This is a genomic window from Streptococcus pseudopneumoniae (assembly GCF_001072925.1).
GTDB classification, from domain to species: domain Bacteria; phylum Bacillota; class Bacilli; order Lactobacillales; family Streptococcaceae; genus Streptococcus; species Streptococcus pseudopneumoniae_Q.
This window is the reverse complement of the sequence record NZ_JVHE01000063.1, coordinates 21,584-43,534: the sequence shown is the minus strand read 5'-3', so window position 1 is coordinate 43,534 and position 21,951 is coordinate 21,584. Positions and strand designations below refer to the sequence as shown.

Below are 21,951 nucleotides of genomic sequence, written 5' to 3'. Positions count from 1 at the left end.
AAATAGTAGGGAAAATAATAGAAAAGGAAGCTATATACCACCATGATGAATATGCAAAAATTGAACATAGTGTTTTTAATTTTTGTAAACATCAAAAGGTTGATTTAAAAGGACTTTAAGTCTTTAGGATTTTTTATCTAACACTACTATTCACGCAAACAAGACAAAATCTTGGCAAAAAAATACAGTAGCAAAGAGTACACCAAACTACCACTCATTTTGGGCGGTAGTTTTCTTTTCGTCTAAAATAGAGATAAAAAGATAGGTGGTAACCTTATGCGTTATGGTTATGTACGAGTATCCACTAAGGAGCAAAATATCGATAGACAAATGTCTGCTTTGTCATTGGAAAATATCCCCAAAAATCAAATTTTTATAGATAGAGCCTCTGGAAAAGATTTTGACAGGACGGAATACCAAAAATTGCTAACGGTTCTACAAACAGGTGATGAAATAATCATCAAATCAATTGATAGGCTCGGACGAAATTACGATGATATTTTAGAACAATGGCAGTTACTGACTAAGACAAAGAAGGTACATATCAGCGTTTTAGATTTTCCACTCTTGAATACTAAAAATACCAGCGATACAATCACTGGTAAACTAATTTCTGATTTGGTTTTGCAAGTTCTGTCCTATGTATCACAAATGGAAAGAGAACAAATCAAACAAAGACAACTGGAAGGAATTCGAGAAGCTCAAAAAAGAGGAAAACAATTCGGAAGACCTAAGATAAATATTCCAGAAAAATTTTATGATTTAGCCGTAAAACACAGACAAAAAGAAATAACTATTCGTGAGGGAGCAGAAATCTTAGGAGTTTCAAAAAGTACTTTTCATAATTGGCTAAAAAACTATAGTTTTTGTCAAAAAAGGTAGAAAATTTTGGACAACTAATATTCAACCATTTTCAATCCAAAATAATGGAAAATTTAGTACTTTGATGGATTATATCTTCGATATTTATTCTATCAATTTTGTCCATAAAAGTCTACATTATTGGACAAGGGATTGCTTCATAAAAATAGGAGGTCTCTTTTAATGAAGACAAAATCAAAAATTAAACTTTTTGCTACCGCTGTAATTGCAACTGCTAGTATAGGTATCGCTGGTGGAATTACGCAATCTAATACTGCTATCGCAAGTGAAGTTACAGTTACGGAACGAGACGGGTTCCCAACAGTGACGTTCGAGACTGATGCAGTATTTAAGAATTTTGAAGAAGCTAATGCTTATGCTGAAGGGCGTGCCTCTGAAATCTTAGAGGCAACTGATGGCTATAAAGATTATTCCTTAAATGCTGGGCCAGCGTTAGATGGAACTTCAAACTACCTTGTGAGTGGTGAAATTCGTGCCTACAAAGATTATTCGGGTGCAAGTGTAACTGCTGAACAAGCGAAGAAGAATATCGAAGCTGCTGCTCGTAAGGTAGTTAAAGATGCAAATCCTTCGATTTCAACTACAAAGCCTATTACTCCTACTAAGCCTGTAGAAGCTGTTAAACCGGCTACTCCAGCTAAACCTGCAGAAGATATCAAACCTGAAACCCCAGCTAAACCTGTGGAAGAGGTCAAACCTGTTACTCCTACTAAACCTGCAGAAGATATCAAACCTGAAACTCCAGCTAAACCTGTAGAAGAGGTCAAACCTGTTACTCCTACTAAACCTGTAGAAGATGTTAAACCTGAAACTCCAGCTAAGCCTGTGGAGAACATCAAACCTGAAACTCCAGCTAAGCCTGCGGAAGATGTTAAACCTGTTACTCCAGCTAAGCCTGCGGAAGAAGTCAAACCCGAAACTCCTACTAAACCTGTAGAAGAGGTGAAACCTGAAACTCCAGCTAAACCTGTGGAAGATGTTAAACCTGTTACTCCAGCTAAGCCTGTAGAAGATGTCAAACCTGAAACTCCAGCTAAACCAGCAGATGAAGGGAAAATTTCTAATGACATCAAGGAAATTACTGGTAAATTTAAATTTACTGAGATAAAAACAACCTCTACAGGATTAACATTTAAAGCGAAATTACCTGAAGCGGTTCCCCATGCTGGCCCAGTTCTTCCAAACATTCAAGCAACTTTAACTGAGAAGGCAACAGGGAAAGAAGTTGCTAAAACTGGTGTTGTATTAGAAGGTCTGTCTGAAGAATTAAAAGAACCGAATGCTTTGTATTATTCTAATCTTCTTGAAGGGACTATTTTTGAGCCATCTCTTACCCCAGGAAACTACATTCTAACAGTTGAAGGGACTACAGGACCAACTTACGGACAAAATACTGATAAAAGAAAACGCCATTTTGTCTTTAGCATAGAGGTTACATTAACAGGAGAAAATAACACAACATCTACTACTCAACCTGAAAAACCAAAAGACAGTACTACAAAACCTAAATCAGACCAGACAACAAACAACATTAATAACAATCAACAGCCAAGCAATGACAAAAATAAACAAAATACTAATAATAACACTGTAAGCAAGATAAAAATGAATTAAGCACTAATAAAACTAGTGATACAAAGACAGACAAACAAAATTCTGATAATACGCTATCACAAGAAAAACAACAAACTACTAGCACTTCTACTACTAAGCTAGATGACAATAAAAATAATGACAAAAAGATTTTACCAAACACCGGTGAATCAACATCTATTCTTGGTATTTTAGGTACTATCCTTTCAATCGCTGGACTAGGATTTATCGTAAAACGTAAACGTGGGTAAAGAGTGCAAACAACTGTAGAGAACTAACCTACAAACTTAAACAGTTCTAACATTACAAAATTAGCTATGATTAAAAAAACAACTTTATTTACTATTCTTGCTTTAACTAGCCTAACTCTTGTAGCCTGCCAACAAAAGCAAGAAGCTACTATTTCAGCCAGTACAGAACAGACGAGTTCTACGAGCACGGAATCCTCCAGCTCAACTTCAGAAGTGAAGAAAACGGATTATAGTTTATATAACGAGGTAATAGAAAAATATTCTCAACCACAAAATAAACCCTCCAAGGATATTAATCCCAAAGCTAACTTAAAAGATAATTCTCCACAAGTATATTCAGATATTGAATACTGTCTATATGATTTTGATAAAAATGGGACGGACGAACTAATCATTGCTCTGAAAATTAAGTCAGGAAAACATGATATTTTAGACATCAGAACGATTCAGAATGATAAAGTTATTCAACTCACTAATGCAGAAAATCATTTAGATTTTATCGGAGAAAAAGTGATTTTTATCCCTCTTGAAGATGGATATTTTCAACTTTCAAGTGCATCTGGCGGTAAACAATCTCACAAGCTCTATAAAATAAATACAAATACACCTGACTTAGAATTACTCACTGAATCAGATACAGAAGCTGGATTAGGAACTAGACCATCACTACTGAACCAAGATACATTTTCTTGGAAATCTGTAACAAAGCCAATATCAGGAGAAACAACACCTTCACAAGAAATTAAAGGAATGAATCTATCTGCCATCCAAAACGGTGATTTTTCAAGCATTTCTGGTACATGGCGCAATAGTGCTGGTGTAGAACTTGTATTTGATGAACATGGACTGGTTAGTGATAATTCGCAAGTTTCAATTGAATACTCTAAAGAAATTGACTACTACCTTAAGGCTACTTTACTTCCTAAAAATGGAGGTGCTGGTGGTTCTGCTATTGCCTTTTTACCTGCAGGAATTCCTTTGACAATGGATATCACTTCTTCACCCGAAAACGGATATAAGGACCCATCCGATATTAGCCAAGAACGACTATGGACCGGACAACAACTTATAGAAGGAAATAGCTCAGGATTTTTCTATAAGGTTCAATAATTAAATGAACTACTGAACCGCTCATTGGCGGTTCTTTTTGATAAGGAGGAAATCATGGATTTTACAGAATATTTATATAAAAATATTGGAGAACGTATTAGACTGGATAGAGAAAGGAAAAATTTTAATTTTAAAAATTATTCTACTCATATCTCTCAATGCGCATATGATAAGATTGTAAAAGAAACAGGAGATACAAAAACTGATCCAAAAACTGGAATAACAAGAGGAAATCTTAGTCAAATAGAAAAAGGTAAGATTTACGATTATACTAGAAGTTTTTTAACAGAAAATCAAATCAATGCATTAACCGCTACCCTTGATTGTAATCAAGATGAATTGCTTTTAGGAAATAATGAACAGAAACAAGAAATCATAAAAATTTTACTTTTAGGATGCCTGTTAAATAATATAGATGTTCAAATTGACTCTGTTTCATCTGAGACTTGGCGAGATTTATACCATAAATCTCAATCTCTCGGTATCAAACCTAATAAAAAAACTGAACGTTTAGGAAATATAGTATTAAAATTTCTACTAAGCTATCCCACTTTCCAAAAGCACTTCATAAATTCCGTTTTTTATTATTCAGATAACTATCCTGATAAATATACTCCTTTTAAATCAAAAGATGAACAACACAGTGTTTCTTTTAAACGTAAATTACAAACTGATTATGCTAGAGACTTTGAAAAAGTCAATTCCCAACTTCAAACCTGGTACACTACTGATTTAGGAGATATTACTTCTGTTCTACTACGTAAACCAGAAAATATTATCTATATATTTGAAGCATTCGAACATACTATATATAAAATAATTGATTTAATTTTTGATAAATTTATAGAAACATTTAACGAAAGATTAAATACTAGAGGTAAAAATAATTCTTCTTGCAAAATAATAGACTATTTAAGTTCGGATTCTCTTCTAAATATTCTATTGGAAGATGATTTGTACTATCTTTTAGTAATTGAACTAAAAAGAGAACAGGTAGATAAAAATAATAGTCTATTTCATATTCAATTTCTACAGCTACTTCAATACCAGAATTTATTTTTAGAAAAGATACATAGTAAATATAAGGATACTAGTAAAAACTATGATAAATTCAAACTATATTCTGATTTAACAAAACTTATCAAATTTTACGAAAAAGCAAAAGATAAGCATCTAACTCTCTACGTAAATGATTTCATAGACAATCAAGACTACGAGTAAAAATAATGGCTTTACGACTAAAATCGTGAAGTCTTTTTTCTTGCATATCGTATATTCTTTCTTCCAATGTATACAATTTTATCTCTAAATTTCATTTTAGTGTATACAATCTCCTTATTAAAACCAAATATAATAGCTTATGTAAAGAGCAACAAAGGTACCTAGTTCATTACACAAATATTTTTTATTAGAAATCAGCAAATTCTAAGCATGCTGATTATGGAGGAATAGCACATGAGTGCATTTAAATATAGAAATCCAGTTTATGGATACAATGTCGCCCTTTTCCATGAAATATTTGGAGAAAAACCTATCTTTAGTTCATTGTCCGTTGAAGAAGAGATTAAGTGGGTCTATAAGGACAATAAGAGGACTGACGAAGTAGATGGATTTAGCCGATATTTCATTATCCCTGGTCAGAATCCTTTTCTTGTCAAATTCCCCACTTCGCAAGAAATTGAACAATTCGCAGAGGTTGAGTTAATTAATCCTGTTGCTTGTAAAGTGAAAAGTAATGTTTATTTTAAGGCAGATTCTGTAAAAATTATCAAAGAAGGAGGTAAATAACCAATGGCATTTCCGTTTATTCAAACAGAAAATAAACAGGAATTCGTAGTTGATACTGAATACTTGGTTCAGTGTGTAGAAATAGGGTTGCAAAACAGCTCTATTTCTTCAACTACTAATTCCTTCCAATTCATCTATGGTGACAATTATCTAGACTTTGTACCTCGTTTTCCTTGTGCATATATTTTGGATAATAATCTATACCAACAGATTTTTCAAATTTTGTCCACAAGTGCTTATCCTTTGTTGACATTTCTAAAACAGCCTTCTGCCTATATCGTCAAACGTGATAGTTCGAGTATTAACACTAGTCGTGCTTTTAGGTTTCCATTCTTTAAGGGAATACCTGAACGGTTGACGTATCAAAATCTATCCGACGTCTCTGTTAAAAACGATAGTTTTGAACTCATGAAAAACTATCGAATTGATTTTAATCGCATCGTTCATTGTTTGATTGCTGGTTCTTCTGGTTCTGGAAAGAGCTACGCTTTGACCTTTCTCATCTCTGTTATTAATCAATTTGCTCATGTAACAGTTGTAGACCCTAAATGCGATTCTATCTCTCGTTACTGCTTAAAACAGAACATACAAGTTCTTTATCAAGAGAAAGACTTCTCAGCTGATGAATTTATTTCTAAGGTGAACATGCTGCTAAAAGTAGAACTAGACATTATCTATCAAAGACAAACGAAACTTCTTGAAAATCCTTCTAAAAAATTTCAACACCGTTTTCTAGTTATTGACGAATTGCTTGCTTTAACATCTTTGACCTCCAAAAATGTTAAAGAGACCTTTTTTGCACTATTATCTAATATTGCACTACTTGGACGTACGACTTCTATTCATCTCATTTTAGCTAGTCAACGTATGGATACAAATGCTCTACCAATCGCTATACGTCATCAGGGAAACTTTTTTATTCAGTTGGGCCCTATTAATCACAAAACAACAACCTTTCTATTTCCAGATTTAGAGTCAGAAACTGGTATCGTCATCCCTAACGGAAAAGGAACTGGTATTGTTCAAGTTATTGACGGTATAACACCACCTAATGTTATGCCATTGCTTATACCAACATTTAAAGGAGAAAATATATGAAAAACATTAACAATAAAATCATGAGAAATAGCACTATCATTACCGATAAACTCTACTACTTACTGCCTTTAGAGTTACTCTTGAGCTTTCTGTGGAGTTTATCTCTAGCAGGTATATGGTTTATCAACCAAGTTAGCACCATTATCCCTTGGGACGTTTGGAGCCAAATTTTAGATGATTTTCAAATAACACAATCTATACTATTTAAAGCAATGACTATTGTCCTAATCATCTATCTTTTAGCTCATCTCCTTCTTTGCATCGTATGGATAAAAGAAGATAAGTTTTTGAACTTTTTCCAAACAGTAGATCTATTAAGGATAGTACGAAAACAAATGCTAAGTGAAACTAAAATGATTGATAGTGATGTTTTAAAAAAGTATAAGTCTGTCATTTACTCTATCAGATGTATTTTAACGGGTGACTATATTTATGTTATTATACCACACGCACAAAGTCTTATGGTTGACGAAATTTTAAAAGATAAAGCAGAATTTTTGCGTAAAAATCTGATTAGTAAATATCAGAATTTATATCAATTCTCTAATCAAAATGATTATTCATATGATATAGAGGGAGAGAGAATCTCTAATGATTAAAATACCAGCGGAGCTTGCCGTAAGGCAAGAGCTCCGAGCTGGTTTTGTTTCAATTCATTTGAGAGCTTTATTATACTGCTTCAGGGCTCGTTATTGAAGCAGTATAATTTTGTTCCATTGTTCCAAAAAAAAGAAAGGAGTTGAAAATGGCAAAAGCCAGAAATATTATGTTTGTTCAACAGATTGAGTATTTCCAATCTTCAAATTTACAAGATATCATCGAGTATATGACGAACATTCTAAAACCGATTCGTTTTGCGGGAATATTGCATGATAAGGATATTGGGCAAGATGGACACCTTGTCGCACCACATATACACCTTGTTTTACAGTTTGAAAGTGCTAGAAGTTTGAACAATCTTGCTAAGTTGACTAAACAACCAATACAGTGTTTTGAGCAGTGGAGGGGTTCAGTTAACAATGCTTATTCATACCTCGTTCATCACACGGAGTCCAATCAAGATAAATACCAATATTCTCCCAAGGAAGTTATTGCGAATTTTGACTATTTACTCTTATTAGACACAATCGAAAAAAATGTAACCAAACGATATGAAATAAATGACACTATGATTATAGATAATCTACTTGATCTACTTTATACTGGTGATATTACAAAATCAGAAATTGAACAACGACTTACTGGTTCACAATATGCCAAAGCAAGGCAAAAAATAGAAACCGTCTATTTAAAACGACTAGAAACACAAGCTGAACTATGGCGACAAGAAATGATTGACAATAATGAAATTGTTACGATTATTTGGCTTTTTGGAAAAGCGGGAACAGGGAAGACTCGTCTAGCACGTCAATACGCAGAACAGTATGACCTTAACTATTTTATTACGGGCTCAATCCGTGACCCTTTTCAACAATACAATTTAGAACACGTGATTATTTTAGACGAATTACGCCCCCATCAATTTGACTACTCAGACTTACTCAAAATGTTTGACCCTTACAATGTTAAAGCGATGGCAAGTAGTCGTTATTTTGATAAGCCGTTACTAGCTAATATTTATATCATCACTAGCCCCTACTCTCCCTATGATTTCTTTTTAGAGTTAACTAAGAAAAGAAAAACAAGTCATATCGATTCTTGGGGCCAGCTAATGCGAAGATTATCCTTAGTAGTCGAAGTAAAAAAAGAACATCTGCAATTTTACAAGTACGAACCAATGGACCAGATGTTTTATATAGACCATGGCAATAAATTACCAAACCCCTTTAAAAATCAGACTGATAGAGAAGAAACTATTCAAGACAAATCGTACCAGTTATTTTTAGAATTGAATAAGAAAAAGGAAAGGAATGAATAAATGCAAGAAATTCAAACAGTTACCTACATAGATATCGCAAATCAAGGATATCCAGAAGGCACAGCTAGACGTGTTATACGAGAGGGTAAAAAATTACTTGTCGAAAGAGGTTTCAAACTTTATACAAATAAAAGGATTGGAAGAATACCAAAGACTATTGCCGAAGAAATTCTTGGATTCAAAATCATCTCAAAAAATGATATAATAGATACTGTACTCTTCGCTACTGACATAGAAAGAGGAAAATAATATGTCAGTTATCAAAGGATACAAGGGAAAATGGAAAGTAGATATTACCGATGGCACAGACCCATTGACTGGTGAAATCAAACGGCATAGAAAGTCAGGATTTACCACTCGTAAAGAAGCTGTTCAATATGAAGCAGATTATCGATTAAACAAACTTCACCAAGTTCAGATTAAAGATAAAATATCTGTTTCTCACCTTTACTCTTTAGTTCAACAAGAAGATGAACTCCGTGGGAATAAACGTGGTACCATTGATACACAGATATCCTATTATAACCAATATGTCTCTAAGTTTTTTGAGCATGCAGATATGTCTGCCATTACTATCCATGAAGTAAAAAAATTTAGAGATTGGTTGGTCAAACAACCAAGTGTCAAAGGAGGAACACTATCAAGCACGACCGTTAATCAGCTAATGATTTTTCTACATAAAATGTTTGATGTTGCTGTTGCTAATCGTCTTAGACAAGATAATCCATGCAATGGACTAAGAAAACTTCCTGATAAACACAAGGAGATGTCTTATTTCACTCCTGAAGAATTCAAGCTATTTGATTCTCTGTTCACAAAAGATGAATACATGTTTCAGCTATTCTATCGAGTGCTAATGTTTACAGGTGTTCGAGTCGGCGAAGCATTGGCCTTAACTTGGAAACAGATTAATTTATCAGAGGGTTATATCGATATCAAGTATTCTGCTTACTTTCGTAATAACAAGGTCCATATCGGAACGGTAAAAACTACCCAATCCAATCGTCGAATTTACATACATAAAGCATTCGTTCAAGAACTAACGGAATGGAAAGAAAAACAAGCTCATCTATTAGTAGAGTTTACGGACAATACAGAAGACTTACAAATCTTTCAAGACAGTCCTTTACCACTGACTGCTCCAATGGTTTCTAATCAAAAGATTAAATTGAAAAAAAGAATGCCTGCATCATTAAAAATGATTCGTAATCACGATTTCCGACACTCACATGCAGCGTTTCTAGTTTCAAAAGGACTCAGAAACGGTGAGGGAAAAGATTATATATTTTTTACACTTATGAAACGACTTGGACATAGTAGCATTAATACAACTATCAACATCTACTCGCATTTATTCCCAACTCAACAAAAAGAAGTCGCCAATGCTTTTGACAACTTCTAGGGCAAAAAATGGCAAAAAAATTTATTAAACAAGGCGCAAAGCCTTGATACGAAAGGAATCTTAAAAATCTTATGATGAATATGCAAAACATGATGCGTCAAGCTCAAAAACTTCAAAAACAAATGGAGCAAAGTCAGGCTGAACTTGCTGCTACAGAATTTGTTGGAACTTCTGCCCAAAACCTTGTAACTGCTACACTAACAGGAGACAAGAAAATTGTTAGGATTGACTTCAATCCAGCAGTTGTTGACCCAGAAGATATTGAAACTCTATCAGATATGACAGTTCAAGCAGTCAATGCTGCTCTTGAGCAAATTGATGAAGCAACTAAAAAGAAACTAGGGGCTTTTGCTGGTAAATTACCATTCTAATAGCATAAAAAGAGGCTGATGTTCAATTCAGCCTCTTTTGTCTTACCTAGAAAGTAAAAATTTCTGTTGCTTTCTTGAGAAGCAAGTCCGTATATTCAGGATCTTCCTGAGCGGTCTCAAGCTCTTCTTTAATTCTTTCCAAATCATCTGTTATCATACCATCAACTCCCAAACGTAGGGACTTATCAAAGGATTCTGAACCATTGATTGTCCATACATAGAGTTTTTGTTTTGTATTCCAAAGCTTGGTTACAAAATATTCATCTAAGGTAGAATATTCCATGGTATAACCTGTAGCATTTGTTCTTGGAAAAACGGAATTATAGGGCAGTATGAAATAGACTGGAATCTCTTTATCATACTGGGTAACTTTTTCAATAACATGATAATCCAAAGATTGCATCTGATGCCCATAAACTTTAATTTTTGCTCCATATTGATCTAGAAAATGATCCATCATTTGAGCACTATCTTTTCGACTCGTTTTAATTTCGATCAGCAATTTCTGATGAAGGTCATTGGCACGATTTATATAATCATCAAAGCTAGATATTTTAGTCTGATAACCATTTTCATAAATATCTAATTGCTTCAACTCATCTAAAGTTAAGTCTTGCGGTGTTACATTTAATCCTGCTAAACTTTTTAGGTTAGCATCATGCATCATGACAAACTGACCATCCTTGGTTTCCTGCACATCCATCTCAACTAAATCTGGTTTTAACTGAGCTGTTTTTTCTAAGGATTCAACTGTATTTTGGACACCATTTCCATTTGAGACACCTCTGTGAGAGATGACAAGTGGAGGATTGACTACGGGTGCTTCTAAATAAACATAACCCTCAATCGCAAAGAAGACACTTGCGCACCCCATTACACCCCATCTCATAATATGATCTTTCTTTCGTCTTGGCATAATATCCAACTCCTCACCAGTTAAAAAGGAGGTAAACTTAACCAAGAAGTAAGTCAAAGCCATATAGTGGATATTTTTAATCAATATATAGTTCGAAATAGCAAGAACCAATGATTCTCGATGTGTGAGACCATCCGCTAAAGACTGTATCAACAATAGAGGGATTAAAAGCAAATAGAAGAAAAGATTCGTTTTGACAAGGATTAGAAAGAGATGCCAAGCGTAAAACCAAAAATGATTCCTGGTTTTTTCTAGACTGTAGACTACAGCATCCTTAACTGTCATCTTGTCATAAAAAATTTTAGGAAGGGCAAACATCACTCTTACCGAGATGTAGAGAAATAGGATGGTTAAAATAAAAATAGATAACCACCACATCCAGTATTTGTCTTCCATATAGGTCTGAATAAACTCAGGTATCACTATTTTATTAAAATAATAAATTTTAAAAATTTTCCTGATAAACGGAAAAATCATAGCGATATAAACGAAGATAAACAAAGCCTTAGAAAGAGTCAGACGTTTCATGAAGGCTATGCTTTCACGAAATACCTTCCGACTATATTCGATCAAGGTTCGTTTCTCATGATAGAGAAGGTGCCGAGCCCCAATGAAGAGGAGACTAATTTGAAAATAGGCTACTAAAAGGTTAATGGCTATTAAGATTAAAAAACCAAAGCTAACTACAGGCGCATGTTTTAAAATTTCAAAAACATTGTTATATGAAATAAACAAATAGCCCGTCTGACTTAGTAAAAAACCTGCTATCAATGAGTTCAGTGGCAACCAAATATAATCTACTAGCATGAAGATTAAAAAAAATAGAAAGAGGATTTTATCCAGATTCAAGTAAATCTTTTTAAAACCCAATTTTTTAGGTTTTTCAGGTTTCATAAAACCTCCTAATCAAACAGCTGTGATAAATCTAAACCACCGAAAGGATTAGAGTTTAGACTACTCTTGGAGTCCAGTAAGATTCTACTTTCATCAGATTCTAGAAAAGCTTCATAAACACGCGCAGTCATTCGCGCATCCTCTAAACTATTATGAGATTGACCCTTGAATCCTAGAAATTCAGCCACAGTTTGTAACTTGAGATTTGCAATCCCGTGAAGATCAGAACTGCGTCGCTCAAAAGCTTCATCATAGAGGTCCACTTGATATTGGCCACTATAATCCAAACCATGTTCCAATAAAATCGGTAAATCACTCTTGGATGCATTGTATCCAACAAGGGGTAATTCACCTACAAAATCTTGAAAATTCTTAAGAACTTCCTCCACCATCGGTGCATCTTTCAAGGTTTCAGACGTGATACCCGTTAAACCATTAATAAAACTTTTCAAAGGCACATCGGTATGAACATAAGAGTCAAAAGCTCCAATTTCTTCACCATCTTTAAAACGGACAGCAGATACCTGAATCAAGTGAGTTTTATCTTGGTGTTCATTAAATTCCAAATCAAATGAAATGTAATCTCTTAATTTTTCCATCTTATCCATTCCTTACTATATGTGTAAAAAGAAACTACTTGGTTACACCTAGAAACCAAGCAGTTTTTTCTTATCCTCCAAATAAGCGAGCAAAGAAGCCTTTCTTCGTTGCTTGTACTTCTTGCTTAGCCTGATCCAACTCCAACTGAAGGTTTTCTTGGTCCTTCATGGCTTGTAGGGTTAACTGTTGTTGTTGATCCAATTGCTTATCTTTTTCTGCGATTTGACGGTCTTTAACACGCATCTGTTCATCTTTTTCAGCTAACTGTTTGTCTTTGGCTTTTAATTGCTCATAAAGACGGATGATCTCAGCGTTCTTTTCATCAACAAGAATCTCCATCAACTCACGTTGCTTCACATCATCACTAACAGGTTCATCTTCAAAAATGGTTTTTTTGTAGATTTCTTCAAGCTTAATCAAGCCACTGCGAGTTACCACAGTGACTCCTTTATCATTTTTAGTCGTATCTTCTTCAGGTAATTCCTTGACACGGTTATTGATTGCTTGGCGGGACAAGCCCAAGACCTCAGCAATCTCACTAACAGTCATCTCAATACTCATAATATCCTCTGAAAGTTTTCTAGCTTTTCTTTATTTAAATATTATCATAAGCAAGCAAAACTGTCAAATATCACCGTGTTTTCAACCCTTTTTCAAAACAATCTCTCTTCTAAACTAAATTGTCTTTCAGCTTTTTTAAGTTAAACATTAGTCTGCAATTTTACCACCAGCTCTAATCAATTGAAAACCTTTCTTGGTTTATAAAGATAATCCCGTTTCTCTAAAATGGCTAATAACTTATCACCTTCAAAACCAGCCAATTCCTTCTCAGTTTGCTCCAATTCAATAAAGCGACCAAAACGCACTTCTTCTGCCTGTTCTGGAGTCAAATACACCTTAACTAAGTCACCTGTACCAATCTCTAAAGGATGAAGAAAGTCTAACTCACCAGTTTGAACCTTTTCCTCAATTTCATTCAAGGTCAAAGCATCATCTAACTGCAAGCCCGCAGCACTTGTTCGTGTTAAATGAGACATATGAGCTGCATAGCCAAGTTTTTCTCCCAAGTCAACTGACAAGGTACGGATATAAGTCCCTTTGCTACATTTTACACGAAAGCTAAATCGAGCAAGATTCTCCATATAGGAAATGGGACTGGTTCTTTCGAACTTATAAATCGTCACCTGACGTTCTGGACGCTCCACTTCCTGACCAGCACGCGCATATTCATAGAGTTTACGACCATTGACCTTGACAGCCGAGTACATAGGTGGAATCTGAGTGATAGATCCAGTCAGACTAGCGATTGCTTCATCGACAAGATTCTCATCCAAAGGTGACAAAACTGGTGTCTCTGCAACTACTTCACCACTAGCATCCTCGGTTGTTGTTGAATATCCAAGAGTGATTTCTCCTTCATAGACTTTACCCTCGTCCTGCATAAACTCGACCATGCGGGTTGCCTTACCGACGGCAATCGGCAAAACACCGACAACATCAGGGTCTAAAGTCCCTCCATGACCAATCTTCTTAGTTCCTAAAATCCTACGCAGCTTGAAAACTGCATCATGCGAGGTCATCCCCGCTTCTTTCTTTAAGTTAATAATACCGTTCATTGTTTAACTTTCTAAAAATACTAAAACTCTTTTTTGGAAATCCTTATTCTGTTCATAGAGTGCATGTCCACACCCTGGTAAAATAATCAGTTGGCTACCTCTGATATGATGATGCAATCCAAACGAACCATCTACGCCAAGAACATCATCTTTTTCTGCTCCAATGATTAACGTTGGGCAGTTGATTTTTTCCAAAAAATCTAGACTATCATGTTTCAAACAAGATACAGACTGAATATCAATACGTTGTTTATCTTTAATATGACCAAAAATTCCCATTATTCGATAAAGGTATTTAAATTTTCCAAAGGATTTAGTCGTATAAGAATGACGAGCAATATCAATCATCAGATCTTTATAATTTCCTGTTTGACTCAGGTTTAGCCAACAACTAATTCTATCCCTACCTAGATTACTTAGTTTTGCAGTTGTAACAGCCAAAACTAAATTTTCAACCTTTTCTGGAAAGTTTACAGCTAGCCATTGGGCAATCATTCCACCTTGCGAAATCCCCATAACATAGGCACTGGTAATATTCAATACCTCCATTGCTTCTGCTACATCTGCTGCCATATCTCGCGTCGTATAGCCCTGTCTCAGCTCATTGATTCGAGAAAAAACATAAATTTTGTAACGTTCAGCAAGTATTCGGTATGTGATTGAAAAAGGCATAGCCATACCTTTAACGGTCTGAAGCCCATCCCCCAACCCTGGTATGATAACGAGAGACTTCTTTCCTTTACCAAAGGTCACATAGTCCATGCTCTTTTCGTTAAAATATAAGGTTTTCCCTTTTGTTGAAGACATTACTTCGTTCCCTCTACTATTTTTTCATGATTTATTTATGTTGAGTTTTTAAATGCAAGGCAAAGCCGGCAGTCACTTTTTCAAATCCAACTGCCTGATAAAACTGATGTGCAGCATTTCGTTCAGCGGTTAATCCACTATTTAGAGCCAGTGCCTTAACTCCTTCTTTTACCGCTTGTTTTTTCAATTCATCGATTAGCCTACTAGCAATTCCTTGTCGTCTTGTTTCTTTTGCAACTGACAAAGCCAAAATACGATAGTAAGATCCATCTGCTTCAAAAAAGAAAAGCTTTGCATAACCTAAGAAACCTAAAATTTCTCCGTTTCTTTCAGCTAGAAGACAGCCATAATGTGATTGAGAAAGAATCATTTCTAAACGTCGAGACAGCTTAGAAGCGGTCGTTGGATAGCCCAAGTCTTCATATAAAGACAGTAGAGCTTCAGCATCTTGCATGGTTGCTTTTCGTATCTGCATAGGATCCTTCTATTCCCCCTTCAAGGCATCAAATTTCGCTTTCATAGTTGGATTTTTTCTTGTCAATTTTTTAACGGAAACATCATCTAATTTGTTGTTAGCAAGGCGGAGTTGGTTTTCTGATGTTGTTAGGAATTTCTTGACTTCTTCCATACGCTTAATGGCCTTGTCGATTTCATCGATGGCCTTGCCGAAGTTGACCGAAGCTGAATTATAATTCTTTGCAAAGGCCACCTTGAAGGCATCCAAGTCTTCCTCGAAATGCGTAATGTCAATATTTTGCTCGCGAACCAAAGCCAATTCCTGCTTGTATTTGAGAGAATTAAGGGCAGCATTTCGTAAGAGTCCAATCAACTGAATAAAGAACTGGGGACGAATGACATACATCTTCTCATACTCGTGGCTGACATCGACAATCCCAGTATTGAAGTAATCATTGTCAGCCTCAAGCATACTTACCAAAACTGCATACTCACAGTTTTTCTCACGGCGGTCCTTATCCAACTCTTTGTAAAAGTCCGCATTCTTATGTTTCTTCTCTGTCCCATCAGCTTCATTTTTCATCTCAAACATGATGGAAATGAATTCTAGTCCATTTTCATCAAAATCACGGAAGATAAAATCGCCCTTAGAACCACGTGCTGAAACCTTATTGTCCTTCTCAAAGTAGGCATTTGGAAAGGCAAAGCTTCGAACCTTGTTAAACTCACTTTCTGCATAGTGTTCCAAACTTTCACCGATTGCCTTGGTTGATTGTTGCGCCTTGAAATTCTTGTAAAATTCAACCTGTTCACTGGCTGCCTTAAGCTGGGCTTCGTAGTTTTGTTTAACAGAAGCAAGAGAAAGTTCGTTTTCTTTTTCTTGTAAGAGGAGCTGATTTTTAACCTGATCACGTTCTTTTTCAAGATCAGAAAGAGTTTTTTGTAGTTGATTTTCATGCTCCAAGCGCAAGGTAGCCAATTGGTTTTCGAGAGCTTGAACTTCTTTTTCTTTCTCTAGCAGGCTTTGACTAGCAGTTTGCTCTACTTCTTTTTTTGCCAATTCTTTTTCTGTATCAAAGTTGTTAATTTGACTTTGAAGCTGGGCAATTTCTTGGTCTTTTTGAGCCAGTTTTGCCTGTTGTTCATTTAAAGCTTTTTGCTCTACTAAAGTCAATTCTTGCTTGATCCGCTCATGTAATTCTTTGTCAAACTCTACAGTACGAACTTGAGAAATCAATTCTGCATATTGACTTTCATTGACTGTAAAAACTTCGCCACAATTGGGACATTTAATCTCGTTCATGTTATTCCTCTATATTTATCTATTCTACATTCATTATAGCATGGATAAACAAAAAGAAAAAGTTGGAATCAATCCAACTTTTAATCTACGTATGTATCTTCGTTTTTATTTAAGAATGCGTAAGGTAATCCCATCAGTAGACCACCACCGATAAAGTTACCAATAAAGGTCACACCCCAGTGACGAAGAATATTTCCAATACCGAAGTTTGCGATTGAATCAGCAGCAACACTGAATTTCACGATAGCAAATGATGCAAAGTTTGCGGCGATGTGCTCGTTTGTTAAGAATACAAACATGTAAATTGCTGAAAGAACCAACCAAAGTTTAGCACCACCATCTTTTACTAAAACAAATGAAAGAATTGCGATATTTACAAAGACATTAGCCAAGATAGCTTCAAGCAAGACTAGTTCATTTGAACGGCCCAACTTCATTTCCACAACTCCAGAAATAAAGCTATCATGTGTTAGGTTTGCATAAGCCGCTGAATGGGCAAAGCCCCATCCTGCTATAAGAGCACCGATCAAATTAAAGAGTGTACAATATAAAAGGATTTCAGCTGTTTTTCTCCAGCTAATCTTTTTCAAAAAGCTACCAGCTGTCAAGAACATCATGTTAGATGTTACCAATTCAGCATTCAAGAAGACAATGTAAGCCAATCCCCAAGCGAAAACAAATGGGAAAAGGAAGCGTCCGCTACCAGGAGCAATCTTATTGATCAAGTCAGCACCAACAGCTCCAGCTGCTGTACTAAATGTTAAGAATGCACCAGCAAACATTGAACGGATAGCATACTTGAATTTGCTATTTGAATAAAGACTTTCTTTCTTTTTACAAGCAAATTCAATTTTTGAGATAAATTCTGATGAAACCATATAAACTCCTAAAACTTTTATTTGTGAATATTATAACATAAAATCGAAATTATGGGAAGGCTTTCTTCTTCTATTTACAATATTTTTATCATTTTTAGCAATCGTTTCCATTTGCTTTGTATCAGCATATTTAATGTTTTCAACTCTTTATTTTCAAATTCTCTACTCTATATATTTACTATATGTTTTTATTTTGTTCTATATGAATGTACAAAAGAGTCTCTTTAGTTTTCAGCTAAAATCCATGCACTAATAATTTGTTTGAATTTATAGACAGAGAAAATAACGTTTTTATCAAAAGCTTCTTTGGACAAAAAAATCGAGGTCTGGATTTTTAGTCCCGACCTCCTCTATTATTGATTTTCATTTTATTTAGTAAAAGCTAAGTGCTAATCAACATAAGTCTCTTCATTTTTATTAAGATAAGCGTATGGTAAACCTATCAAGAATCCTCCACCAATCAAGTTAGCAATGAAGGTAACACTCCAATGACGTAGGATATTAGGAATATCAAAGTTAGCAATTTGGTCAGAAACAATGCTGAATTTAATAATGCTAAAGGATGAAAAGTTGGCTGCAATATGCTCGTTTGACAAGAAAACAAACATAGAAATAGCTGATAAGATAATCCAGAGTTTGGCATTGCTATCCTTAATCAAAATAGAAGATAGAATGGCAATATTTACGAACATATTTGCCAAAATCCCTTCCAACAAGACCAACTCACTAGGTCGTGCCAACTTCTTGGCTACAATCTTTGGAAGATAACTATCATGTGTCAAGTGTGAAAAAGCCGATGAATTAGCAAAGCACCAACCTGCTAAGATAGCTCCAACTAAGTTGAAAAAAGCACAATAGAGTAAGATAATAAAGGCTTTCTTCCAATCAATCTTCTTCAAGAATGTCCCAGCTGTCAGATACATCATGTTTGATGTGACCAATTCAGCATTTAAAAATACAATGTAAACAAGTCCCCAAGCAAATACAAAGGGAAAAAGAAAATAGCCAGCACTTGGAACGATGCTATTGAGTAGATCAGCACCTATGGCCCCAGCGGCTGTACTAAAGGTTAAGAAAGCACCTGCAAACATCGAGCGAATGGCATATTTAAACTTGCTTTGGTCAAATAGACCCTCTTTCTTATGGCAATAATAATCAATCTTTGAAATAAATTCTGACGAACTCATATAAACTCCTTAAAATATCATTGTTAATATTATAACATAAAATATTTTAAGAGGAAATAAATTTATGGCCTTTACATTTGAATGTTTTTACTAGCAGCAAAAGATTCAATTTCTTCTGCAGTCAACCCTAACAGCTCTGAAACCCACAAGCCGACAATATCTGACAAAACAGAATCGCAGACATATTCATTCTCACCATGACCATATTTACAAGTAAATAGTGGAGTTCTTATCGCTGATTGATAAAAATTGAAGGCTAACTCTTGTAGTTTTTCTGGCTCAAATTCAAGTCCCAACTCTTGTGCAAGTAGAGTTCTCACTTTGTCCCACTTTTCGCCTTTTGACTGGTAATTTTGTCGTGCTTTGTTGATAAATCCCTGACAGAATTTTGCCAACAAATCCTTGTTTTGGTAGAGTAACCGACAAGAAAAGTCTGAGATAGAACCAGCATGAATTAAGAAAGTAAGCAAGTCATCAAGGCTTTCTGCTACCCGACCAACTTGGCCTTCACTCCCTATAAAGCCGATACTCTGATCTTCAAGAATTACATATTCTCCCCCGCTGCCGTCTTTAGCAAAGGCTATGGGCGATAGAGAATAAACTTCATTGTTCTGAGAAAATTCAACCTCTTTCAACTGGTCATAAAAGAGAATATCGCATTCTTGCATCAATAAAATTCTTAGTTGTTTATCTTCTCTTATTACTTGTAGTTGATTCATATTAGCTACTCTCCTAGCTTTGACAATTGTCACAAGTGACAACAATTCAATTTTAGCAATCGACTCTTAATAATAATAATAGATTTTAATATGGCACTTCTTGGCCACATTGGCAAGATTTTTCACTAACTCCTCGTTTCTTTTGCTTTTCCCAAAATGAAATGTAAAAGATTTTCCATCTTTCCTTGTAAAATACAGATGATACCTGTCCCCATTCATTCTTCTCCCTCGAACGTAATCAATATCAATCTGTCTAATTTCAGCTAGAGGAACAATCCTTTTTCTAAAAAGAATAATCGTGTGAATGTATAATCTTCCCTTTGCAATATGAAAAGGATCCAACATACTCCCACCACTTTTTAAGGATGTCTTAACTCTTTGGAAAAAAAGATAGAAATAAAATAGTGCTAAAAAAATTAACAAAAATCTAATGACCTGATTTTTCCAAAGGACTTCAAAAACTGAAATACGATAACTATACATATTAAAATAATCCCTTTTTTCTTTATTATACCACTTTTTTTGAGCTTCTAGGTTGGTGGACAAGGAAAAAGACTGAACAAAGTTCAGCCCTTTTTAATAATATTTCATGTGATATCTTTATCTGGTCAAATCAAGACGTTTACCGATTTTTCCGATAAGAATAGCACCAACAATGAGTGAAGCGAATTCTCCGATAGCAGTTGTAAACCAAGTAAAGAAGAAAGGTGCTTCTGCTACGATGTTCAATTCAGCAGCAATGGTGATCATTGAAATCGAAAAAAGAATTGAAAAGAAGAAATGATCTTTTCGGATCAATCCATTAAAAAGATAATCTTTACTATATTTGCTAAACAACCATACTCCTAAACTTAGGAAGACAAGCGTAGAGCCTCCACCAACTGCGACATCGATGATTCCAAAACTGAAGAAATTTGCAATCATACATCCAAGAGTAACACCGATAATGTACTTAGGATTGTATAAGGCAAGGAAATTCATCATTTCAGAAATACGGAACTGATAAGCACCGTAACTGATAGCATTAAGGGGTGGTGTGATTGTCAAAACCACATAAATGGCTGCGACAATGGCAATATCTGCCATATCACGGATAGTTAGTTTTTTCATGTTTTCTCCTTTAGCGATTAACCCGCGTAAAATATGCTTGGTGAAAGAAGCTAAGCACCAAGGGTTGAGCAAGTCAACCTTTCAAGTATAGCACATTTATGTCCTTTATGCTATACTGTTTTTATGAAAAGATACATAAAAAAATTTTTCGACAATGAAATCCTCTCCTACTTATTTTTTGGAGTTGCAACTACACTTGTTTCTATCATTGTTCGTATCACTATTTTTTACTTTTTCCAACAAGAATTATGGGCGACTGCTTTGGGAAATATAGCTGGAATTTTGTTTGCTTTTTTCACCAATGATACCATTGTTTTTAAACAAAAACGAAAAAATTGGTTCAAGCGTCTGATAAAATTTACGACTGCAAGATTCATTACCTTCCTCTTAGACCTGCTTCTAACCTTTATTTTTGTGACGAGTTTCCCCCATATTATCGGTCAGTTTGTAGGTGATAATCTCAATACTATCAATACAATTGAGACTATTTTTGCACAAGTTACTATCATAGTCCTCAATTACATCTTCAGTAAAGTTTTTGTTTTTAAAAAACACTAAGCATATTTCTTGCGTTCAACAGATGATTAAGTTATAATTTAGATTGTAAAAGTTTCGAAAGGAAAAAGAAAATGTTAAAAGATCTTAAAGAATTTTTGCTCCGCGGTAATGTTGTAGACCTTGCTGTCGGTGTGATCATCGCTTCTGCTTTTGGTGCTATCGTAACTTCATTTGTTAATGATATCATCACTCCACTCCTATTGAACCCAGCCTTGGAAGCTGCGAAAGTACAAAACATCGCTGAGCTTGCATGGAATGGTGTTACATATGGTAAATTCTTGAGTGCTGTTATCAACTTCCTAGTTGTTGGTACTGTTCTATTCTTTGTGATTAAAGCAATGGAAAAAGCTCAAAGCCTTACTAAAAAAGAAGAGGTTGTTGAAGAAGCACCTGCTGGTCCAACTGAGTTGGAAGTTCTTCAAGAAATCAAAGCTCTTCTTGAGAAAAAATAATCGTCTTGAGGATTCGGTTCATACTGAATCCTTTTTTACTTC

The 21,951-nt window shown here is 35.0% G+C and carries 24 protein-coding genes, 1 pseudogene and 1 riboswitch; of the genes and pseudogenes, 14 read left to right on the top strand and 11 right to left on the bottom strand.

The features are described from left to right. The first annotated feature begins 276 nt into the window (after window positions 1-276). The 12 genes and pseudogenes from ADH81_RS03945 (at window position 277) to ADH81_RS03895 (ending at window position 10,413) form a co-directional block, all read left to right on the top strand. Window positions 277-882 carry a recombinase family protein gene (locus tag ADH81_RS03945; protein WP_049526619.1) on the top strand — a complete coding sequence of 202 codons (606 nt, stop codon included), beginning with the start codon at window positions 277-279 and terminating at the stop codon, window positions 880-882. A gap of 162 nt (window positions 883-1,044) precedes the next feature. Further along, window positions 1,045-2,496, top strand: coding sequence for a hypothetical protein (locus ADH81_RS03940; RefSeq protein WP_049526617.1), 1,452 nt, complete (start codon window positions 1,045-1,047; stop codon window positions 2,494-2,496). 122 nt (window positions 2,497-2,618) lie between these two features. Beyond that, window positions 2,619-2,726: pseudogene (locus tag ADH81_RS11630) on the top strand (LPXTG cell wall anchor domain-containing protein); the annotation flags it as partial. A 66-nt stretch (window positions 2,727-2,792) separates the two neighbouring features. Next, window positions 2,793-3,836, top strand: a complete 1,044-nt coding sequence (locus tag ADH81_RS03935; protein ID WP_049526616.1) for a DUF6287 domain-containing protein — start codon at window positions 2,793-2,795, stop codon at window positions 3,834-3,836. 54 nt (window positions 3,837-3,890) lie between these two features. Further along, on the top strand, window positions 3,891-5,057 hold the full coding sequence (locus ADH81_RS03930; protein WP_049526615.1) for a helix-turn-helix domain-containing protein: 1,167 nt from the start codon (window positions 3,891-3,893) through the stop codon (window positions 5,055-5,057). A 234-nt stretch (window positions 5,058-5,291) separates the two neighbouring features. Next, window positions 5,292-5,624, top strand: a complete 333-nt coding sequence (locus tag ADH81_RS03925) for a hypothetical protein (protein WP_049526613.1) — start codon at window positions 5,292-5,294, stop codon at window positions 5,622-5,624. Between the two features lie 3 nt (window positions 5,625-5,627). After that, on the top strand, window positions 5,628-6,722 hold the full coding sequence (locus ADH81_RS03920; protein ID WP_049526611.1) for a cell division protein FtsK: 1,095 nt from the start codon (window positions 5,628-5,630) through the stop codon (window positions 6,720-6,722). Further along, window positions 6,719-7,321 carry a hypothetical protein gene (locus ADH81_RS03915; RefSeq protein WP_049526609.1) on the top strand — a complete coding sequence of 201 codons (603 nt, stop codon included), beginning with the start codon at window positions 6,719-6,721 and terminating at the stop codon, window positions 7,319-7,321. Before ADH81_RS03920 ends, ADH81_RS03915 begins: the two co-directional genes overlap by 4 nt. A gap of 146 nt (window positions 7,322-7,467) precedes the next feature. Beyond that, a complete protein-coding gene (locus tag ADH81_RS03910) occupies window positions 7,468-8,640 on the top strand; it encodes a Rep family protein (RefSeq protein ID WP_049526608.1) in 1,173 nt (390 codons plus the stop codon). Beyond that, on the top strand, window positions 8,641-8,889 hold the full coding sequence (locus ADH81_RS03905; protein ID WP_049526606.1) for a DUF3173 family protein: 249 nt from the start codon (window positions 8,641-8,643) through the stop codon (window positions 8,887-8,889). It begins immediately after the preceding gene. 1 nt (window position 8,890) lies between these two features. Then, window positions 8,891-10,042, top strand: coding sequence for a site-specific integrase (locus ADH81_RS03900; RefSeq protein WP_049526604.1), 1,152 nt, complete (start codon window positions 8,891-8,893; stop codon window positions 10,040-10,042). A gap of 71 nt (window positions 10,043-10,113) precedes the next feature. Continuing rightward, window positions 10,114-10,413 (top strand): YbaB/EbfC family nucleoid-associated protein, encoded by a 300-nt coding sequence (locus tag ADH81_RS03895; protein WP_049504982.1) that lies wholly within the window; start codon window positions 10,114-10,116, stop codon window positions 10,411-10,413. 46 nt (window positions 10,414-10,459) lie between these two features. Here the strand turns inward: ADH81_RS03895 and ADH81_RS03890 are convergent, their stop codons facing one another. The 11 genes from ADH81_RS03890 to ADH81_RS03835 form a co-directional block, all read right to left on the bottom strand. Beyond that, a complete protein-coding gene (locus ADH81_RS03890; protein ID WP_049526603.1) occupies window positions 10,460-12,223 on the bottom strand; it encodes a glycerophosphoryl diester phosphodiesterase membrane domain-containing protein in 1,764 nt (587 codons plus the stop codon). A gap of 8 nt (window positions 12,224-12,231) precedes the next feature. Next, entirely contained in the window at window positions 12,232-12,822 is a 591-nt protein-coding gene (locus ADH81_RS03885; protein WP_049526601.1) for a 3'-5' exonuclease, read from the bottom strand. Between the two features lie 70 nt (window positions 12,823-12,892). Further along, window positions 12,893-13,384, bottom strand: coding sequence for a chromosome segregation protein RocS (gene rocS, locus ADH81_RS03880; RefSeq protein WP_000021254.1), 492 nt, complete (start codon window positions 13,382-13,384; stop codon window positions 12,893-12,895). Between the two features lie 176 nt (window positions 13,385-13,560). Continuing rightward, window positions 13,561-14,439, bottom strand: coding sequence for a tRNA pseudouridine(55) synthase TruB (gene truB, locus ADH81_RS03875; RefSeq protein ID WP_049526598.1), 879 nt, complete (start codon window positions 14,437-14,439; stop codon window positions 13,561-13,563). A 3-nt stretch (window positions 14,440-14,442) separates the two neighbouring features. Next, window positions 14,443-15,246, bottom strand: a complete 804-nt coding sequence (locus ADH81_RS03870) for an alpha/beta fold hydrolase (RefSeq protein ID WP_049526596.1) — start codon at window positions 15,244-15,246, stop codon at window positions 14,443-14,445. Between the two features lie 31 nt (window positions 15,247-15,277). Next, a complete protein-coding gene (locus ADH81_RS03865; protein ID WP_049526594.1) occupies window positions 15,278-15,721 on the bottom strand; it encodes a GNAT family N-acetyltransferase in 444 nt (147 codons plus the stop codon). Between the two features lie 9 nt (window positions 15,722-15,730). After that, the gene (locus ADH81_RS03860) at window positions 15,731-17,005 is read right to left on the bottom strand and encodes a DUF2130 domain-containing protein (protein ID WP_049526591.1); all 1,275 of its coding nucleotides are present in this window, start codon (window positions 17,003-17,005) and stop codon (window positions 15,731-15,733) included. Window positions 17,006-17,085: 80 nt separating this feature from the next. Beyond that, entirely contained in the window at window positions 17,086-17,883 is a 798-nt protein-coding gene (locus tag ADH81_RS03855; protein ID WP_049526589.1) for a formate/nitrite transporter family protein, read from the bottom strand. Between the two features lie 389 nt (window positions 17,884-18,272). Then, window positions 18,273-19,070 carry a formate/nitrite transporter family protein gene (locus ADH81_RS03850; protein ID WP_049526588.1) on the bottom strand — a complete coding sequence of 266 codons (798 nt, stop codon included), beginning with the start codon at window positions 19,068-19,070 and terminating at the stop codon, window positions 18,273-18,275. Between the two features lie 71 nt (window positions 19,071-19,141). Beyond that, window positions 19,142-19,789, bottom strand: coding sequence for a hypothetical protein (locus ADH81_RS03845; protein ID WP_049526586.1), 648 nt, complete (start codon window positions 19,787-19,789; stop codon window positions 19,142-19,144). 600 nt (window positions 19,790-20,389) lie between these two features. Further along, complete coding sequence (locus ADH81_RS03835; RefSeq protein ID WP_049526583.1) at window positions 20,390-20,899, bottom strand: QueT transporter family protein; 510 nt, start codon at window positions 20,897-20,899, stop codon at window positions 20,390-20,392. Further along, a riboswitch (PreQ1 riboswitch) is annotated at window positions 20,897-20,994 on the bottom strand. It overlaps the preceding gene by 3 nt. 28 nt (window positions 20,995-21,022) lie before the next feature. Here ADH81_RS03835 and ADH81_RS03830 point away from each other — a divergent pair. Further along, the gene (locus tag ADH81_RS03830; protein ID WP_049526581.1) at window positions 21,023-21,457 is read left to right on the top strand and encodes a GtrA family protein; all 435 of its coding nucleotides are present in this window, start codon (window positions 21,023-21,025) and stop codon (window positions 21,455-21,457) included. Between the two features lie 71 nt (window positions 21,458-21,528). Next, window positions 21,529-21,909, top strand: coding sequence for a large conductance mechanosensitive channel protein MscL (gene mscL / locus ADH81_RS03825; RefSeq protein ID WP_049526579.1), 381 nt, complete (start codon window positions 21,529-21,531; stop codon window positions 21,907-21,909). Window positions 21,910-21,951 lie beyond the last annotated feature (42 nt).

Bases quoted from the DNA above. Each gene is read 5' to 3' on its own strand.
- ADH81_RS03930 (WP_049526615.1), top strand. From the start codon at position 3,891: ATGGATTTTACAGAATATTTATATAAAAATATTGGAGAACGTATTAGA.
- ADH81_RS03830 (WP_049526581.1), top strand. From the start codon at position 21,023: ATGAAAAGATACATAAAAAAATTTTTCGACAATGAAATCCTCTCCTAC.
- ADH81_RS03900 (WP_049526604.1), top strand. From the start codon at position 8,891: ATGTCAGTTATCAAAGGATACAAGGGAAAATGGAAAGTAGATATTACC.
- mscL (WP_049526579.1), top strand. From the start codon at position 21,529: ATGTTAAAAGATCTTAAAGAATTTTTGCTCCGCGGTAATGTTGTAGAC.
- truB (WP_049526598.1), bottom strand. From the start codon at position 14,439: ATGAACGGTATTATTAACTTAAAGAAAGAAGCGGGGATGACCTCGCAT.
- ADH81_RS03945 (WP_049526619.1), top strand. From the start codon at position 277: ATGCGTTATGGTTATGTACGAGTATCCACTAAGGAGCAAAATATCGAT.
- ADH81_RS03845 (WP_049526586.1), bottom strand. From the start codon at position 19,789: ATGAATCAACTACAAGTAATAAGAGAAGATAAACAACTAAGAATTTTA.
- ADH81_RS03860 (WP_049526591.1), bottom strand. From the start codon at position 17,005: ATGAACGAGATTAAATGTCCCAATTGTGGCGAAGTTTTTACAGTCAAT.
- ADH81_RS03925 (WP_049526613.1), top strand. From the start codon at position 5,292: ATGAGTGCATTTAAATATAGAAATCCAGTTTATGGATACAATGTCGCC.
- ADH81_RS03895 (WP_049504982.1), top strand. From the start codon at position 10,114: ATGATGAATATGCAAAACATGATGCGTCAAGCTCAAAAACTTCAAAAA.
- ADH81_RS03835 (WP_049526583.1), bottom strand. From the start codon at position 20,899: ATGAAAAAACTAACTATCCGTGATATGGCAGATATTGCCATTGTCGCA.
- ADH81_RS03940 (WP_049526617.1), top strand. From the start codon at position 1,045: ATGAAGACAAAATCAAAAATTAAACTTTTTGCTACCGCTGTAATTGCA.
- ADH81_RS03905 (WP_049526606.1), top strand. From the start codon at position 8,641: ATGCAAGAAATTCAAACAGTTACCTACATAGATATCGCAAATCAAGGA.
- ADH81_RS03870 (WP_049526596.1), bottom strand. From the start codon at position 15,246: ATGTCTTCAACAAAAGGGAAAACCTTATATTTTAACGAAAAGAGCATG.
- ADH81_RS03855 (WP_049526589.1), bottom strand. From the start codon at position 17,883: ATGGTTTCATCAGAATTTATCTCAAAAATTGAATTTGCTTGTAAAAAG.
- ADH81_RS03915 (WP_049526609.1), top strand. From the start codon at position 6,719: ATGAAAAACATTAACAATAAAATCATGAGAAATAGCACTATCATTACC.
- ADH81_RS03885 (WP_049526601.1), bottom strand. From the start codon at position 12,822: ATGGAAAAATTAAGAGATTACATTTCATTTGATTTGGAATTTAATGAA.
- ADH81_RS03935 (WP_049526616.1), top strand. From the start codon at position 2,793: ATGATTAAAAAAACAACTTTATTTACTATTCTTGCTTTAACTAGCCTA.
- ADH81_RS03850 (WP_049526588.1), bottom strand. From the start codon at position 19,070: ATGAGTTCGTCAGAATTTATTTCAAAGATTGATTATTATTGCCATAAG.
- ADH81_RS03865 (WP_049526594.1), bottom strand. From the start codon at position 15,721: ATGCAGATACGAAAAGCAACCATGCAAGATGCTGAAGCTCTACTGTCT.
- ADH81_RS03910 (WP_049526608.1), top strand. From the start codon at position 7,468: ATGGCAAAAGCCAGAAATATTATGTTTGTTCAACAGATTGAGTATTTC.
- ADH81_RS03920 (WP_049526611.1), top strand. From the start codon at position 5,628: ATGGCATTTCCGTTTATTCAAACAGAAAATAAACAGGAATTCGTAGTT.
- ADH81_RS03890 (WP_049526603.1), bottom strand. From the start codon at position 12,223: ATGAAACCTGAAAAACCTAAAAAATTGGGTTTTAAAAAGATTTACTTG.
- rocS (WP_000021254.1), bottom strand. From the start codon at position 13,384: ATGAGTATTGAGATGACTGTTAGTGAGATTGCTGAGGTCTTGGGCTTG.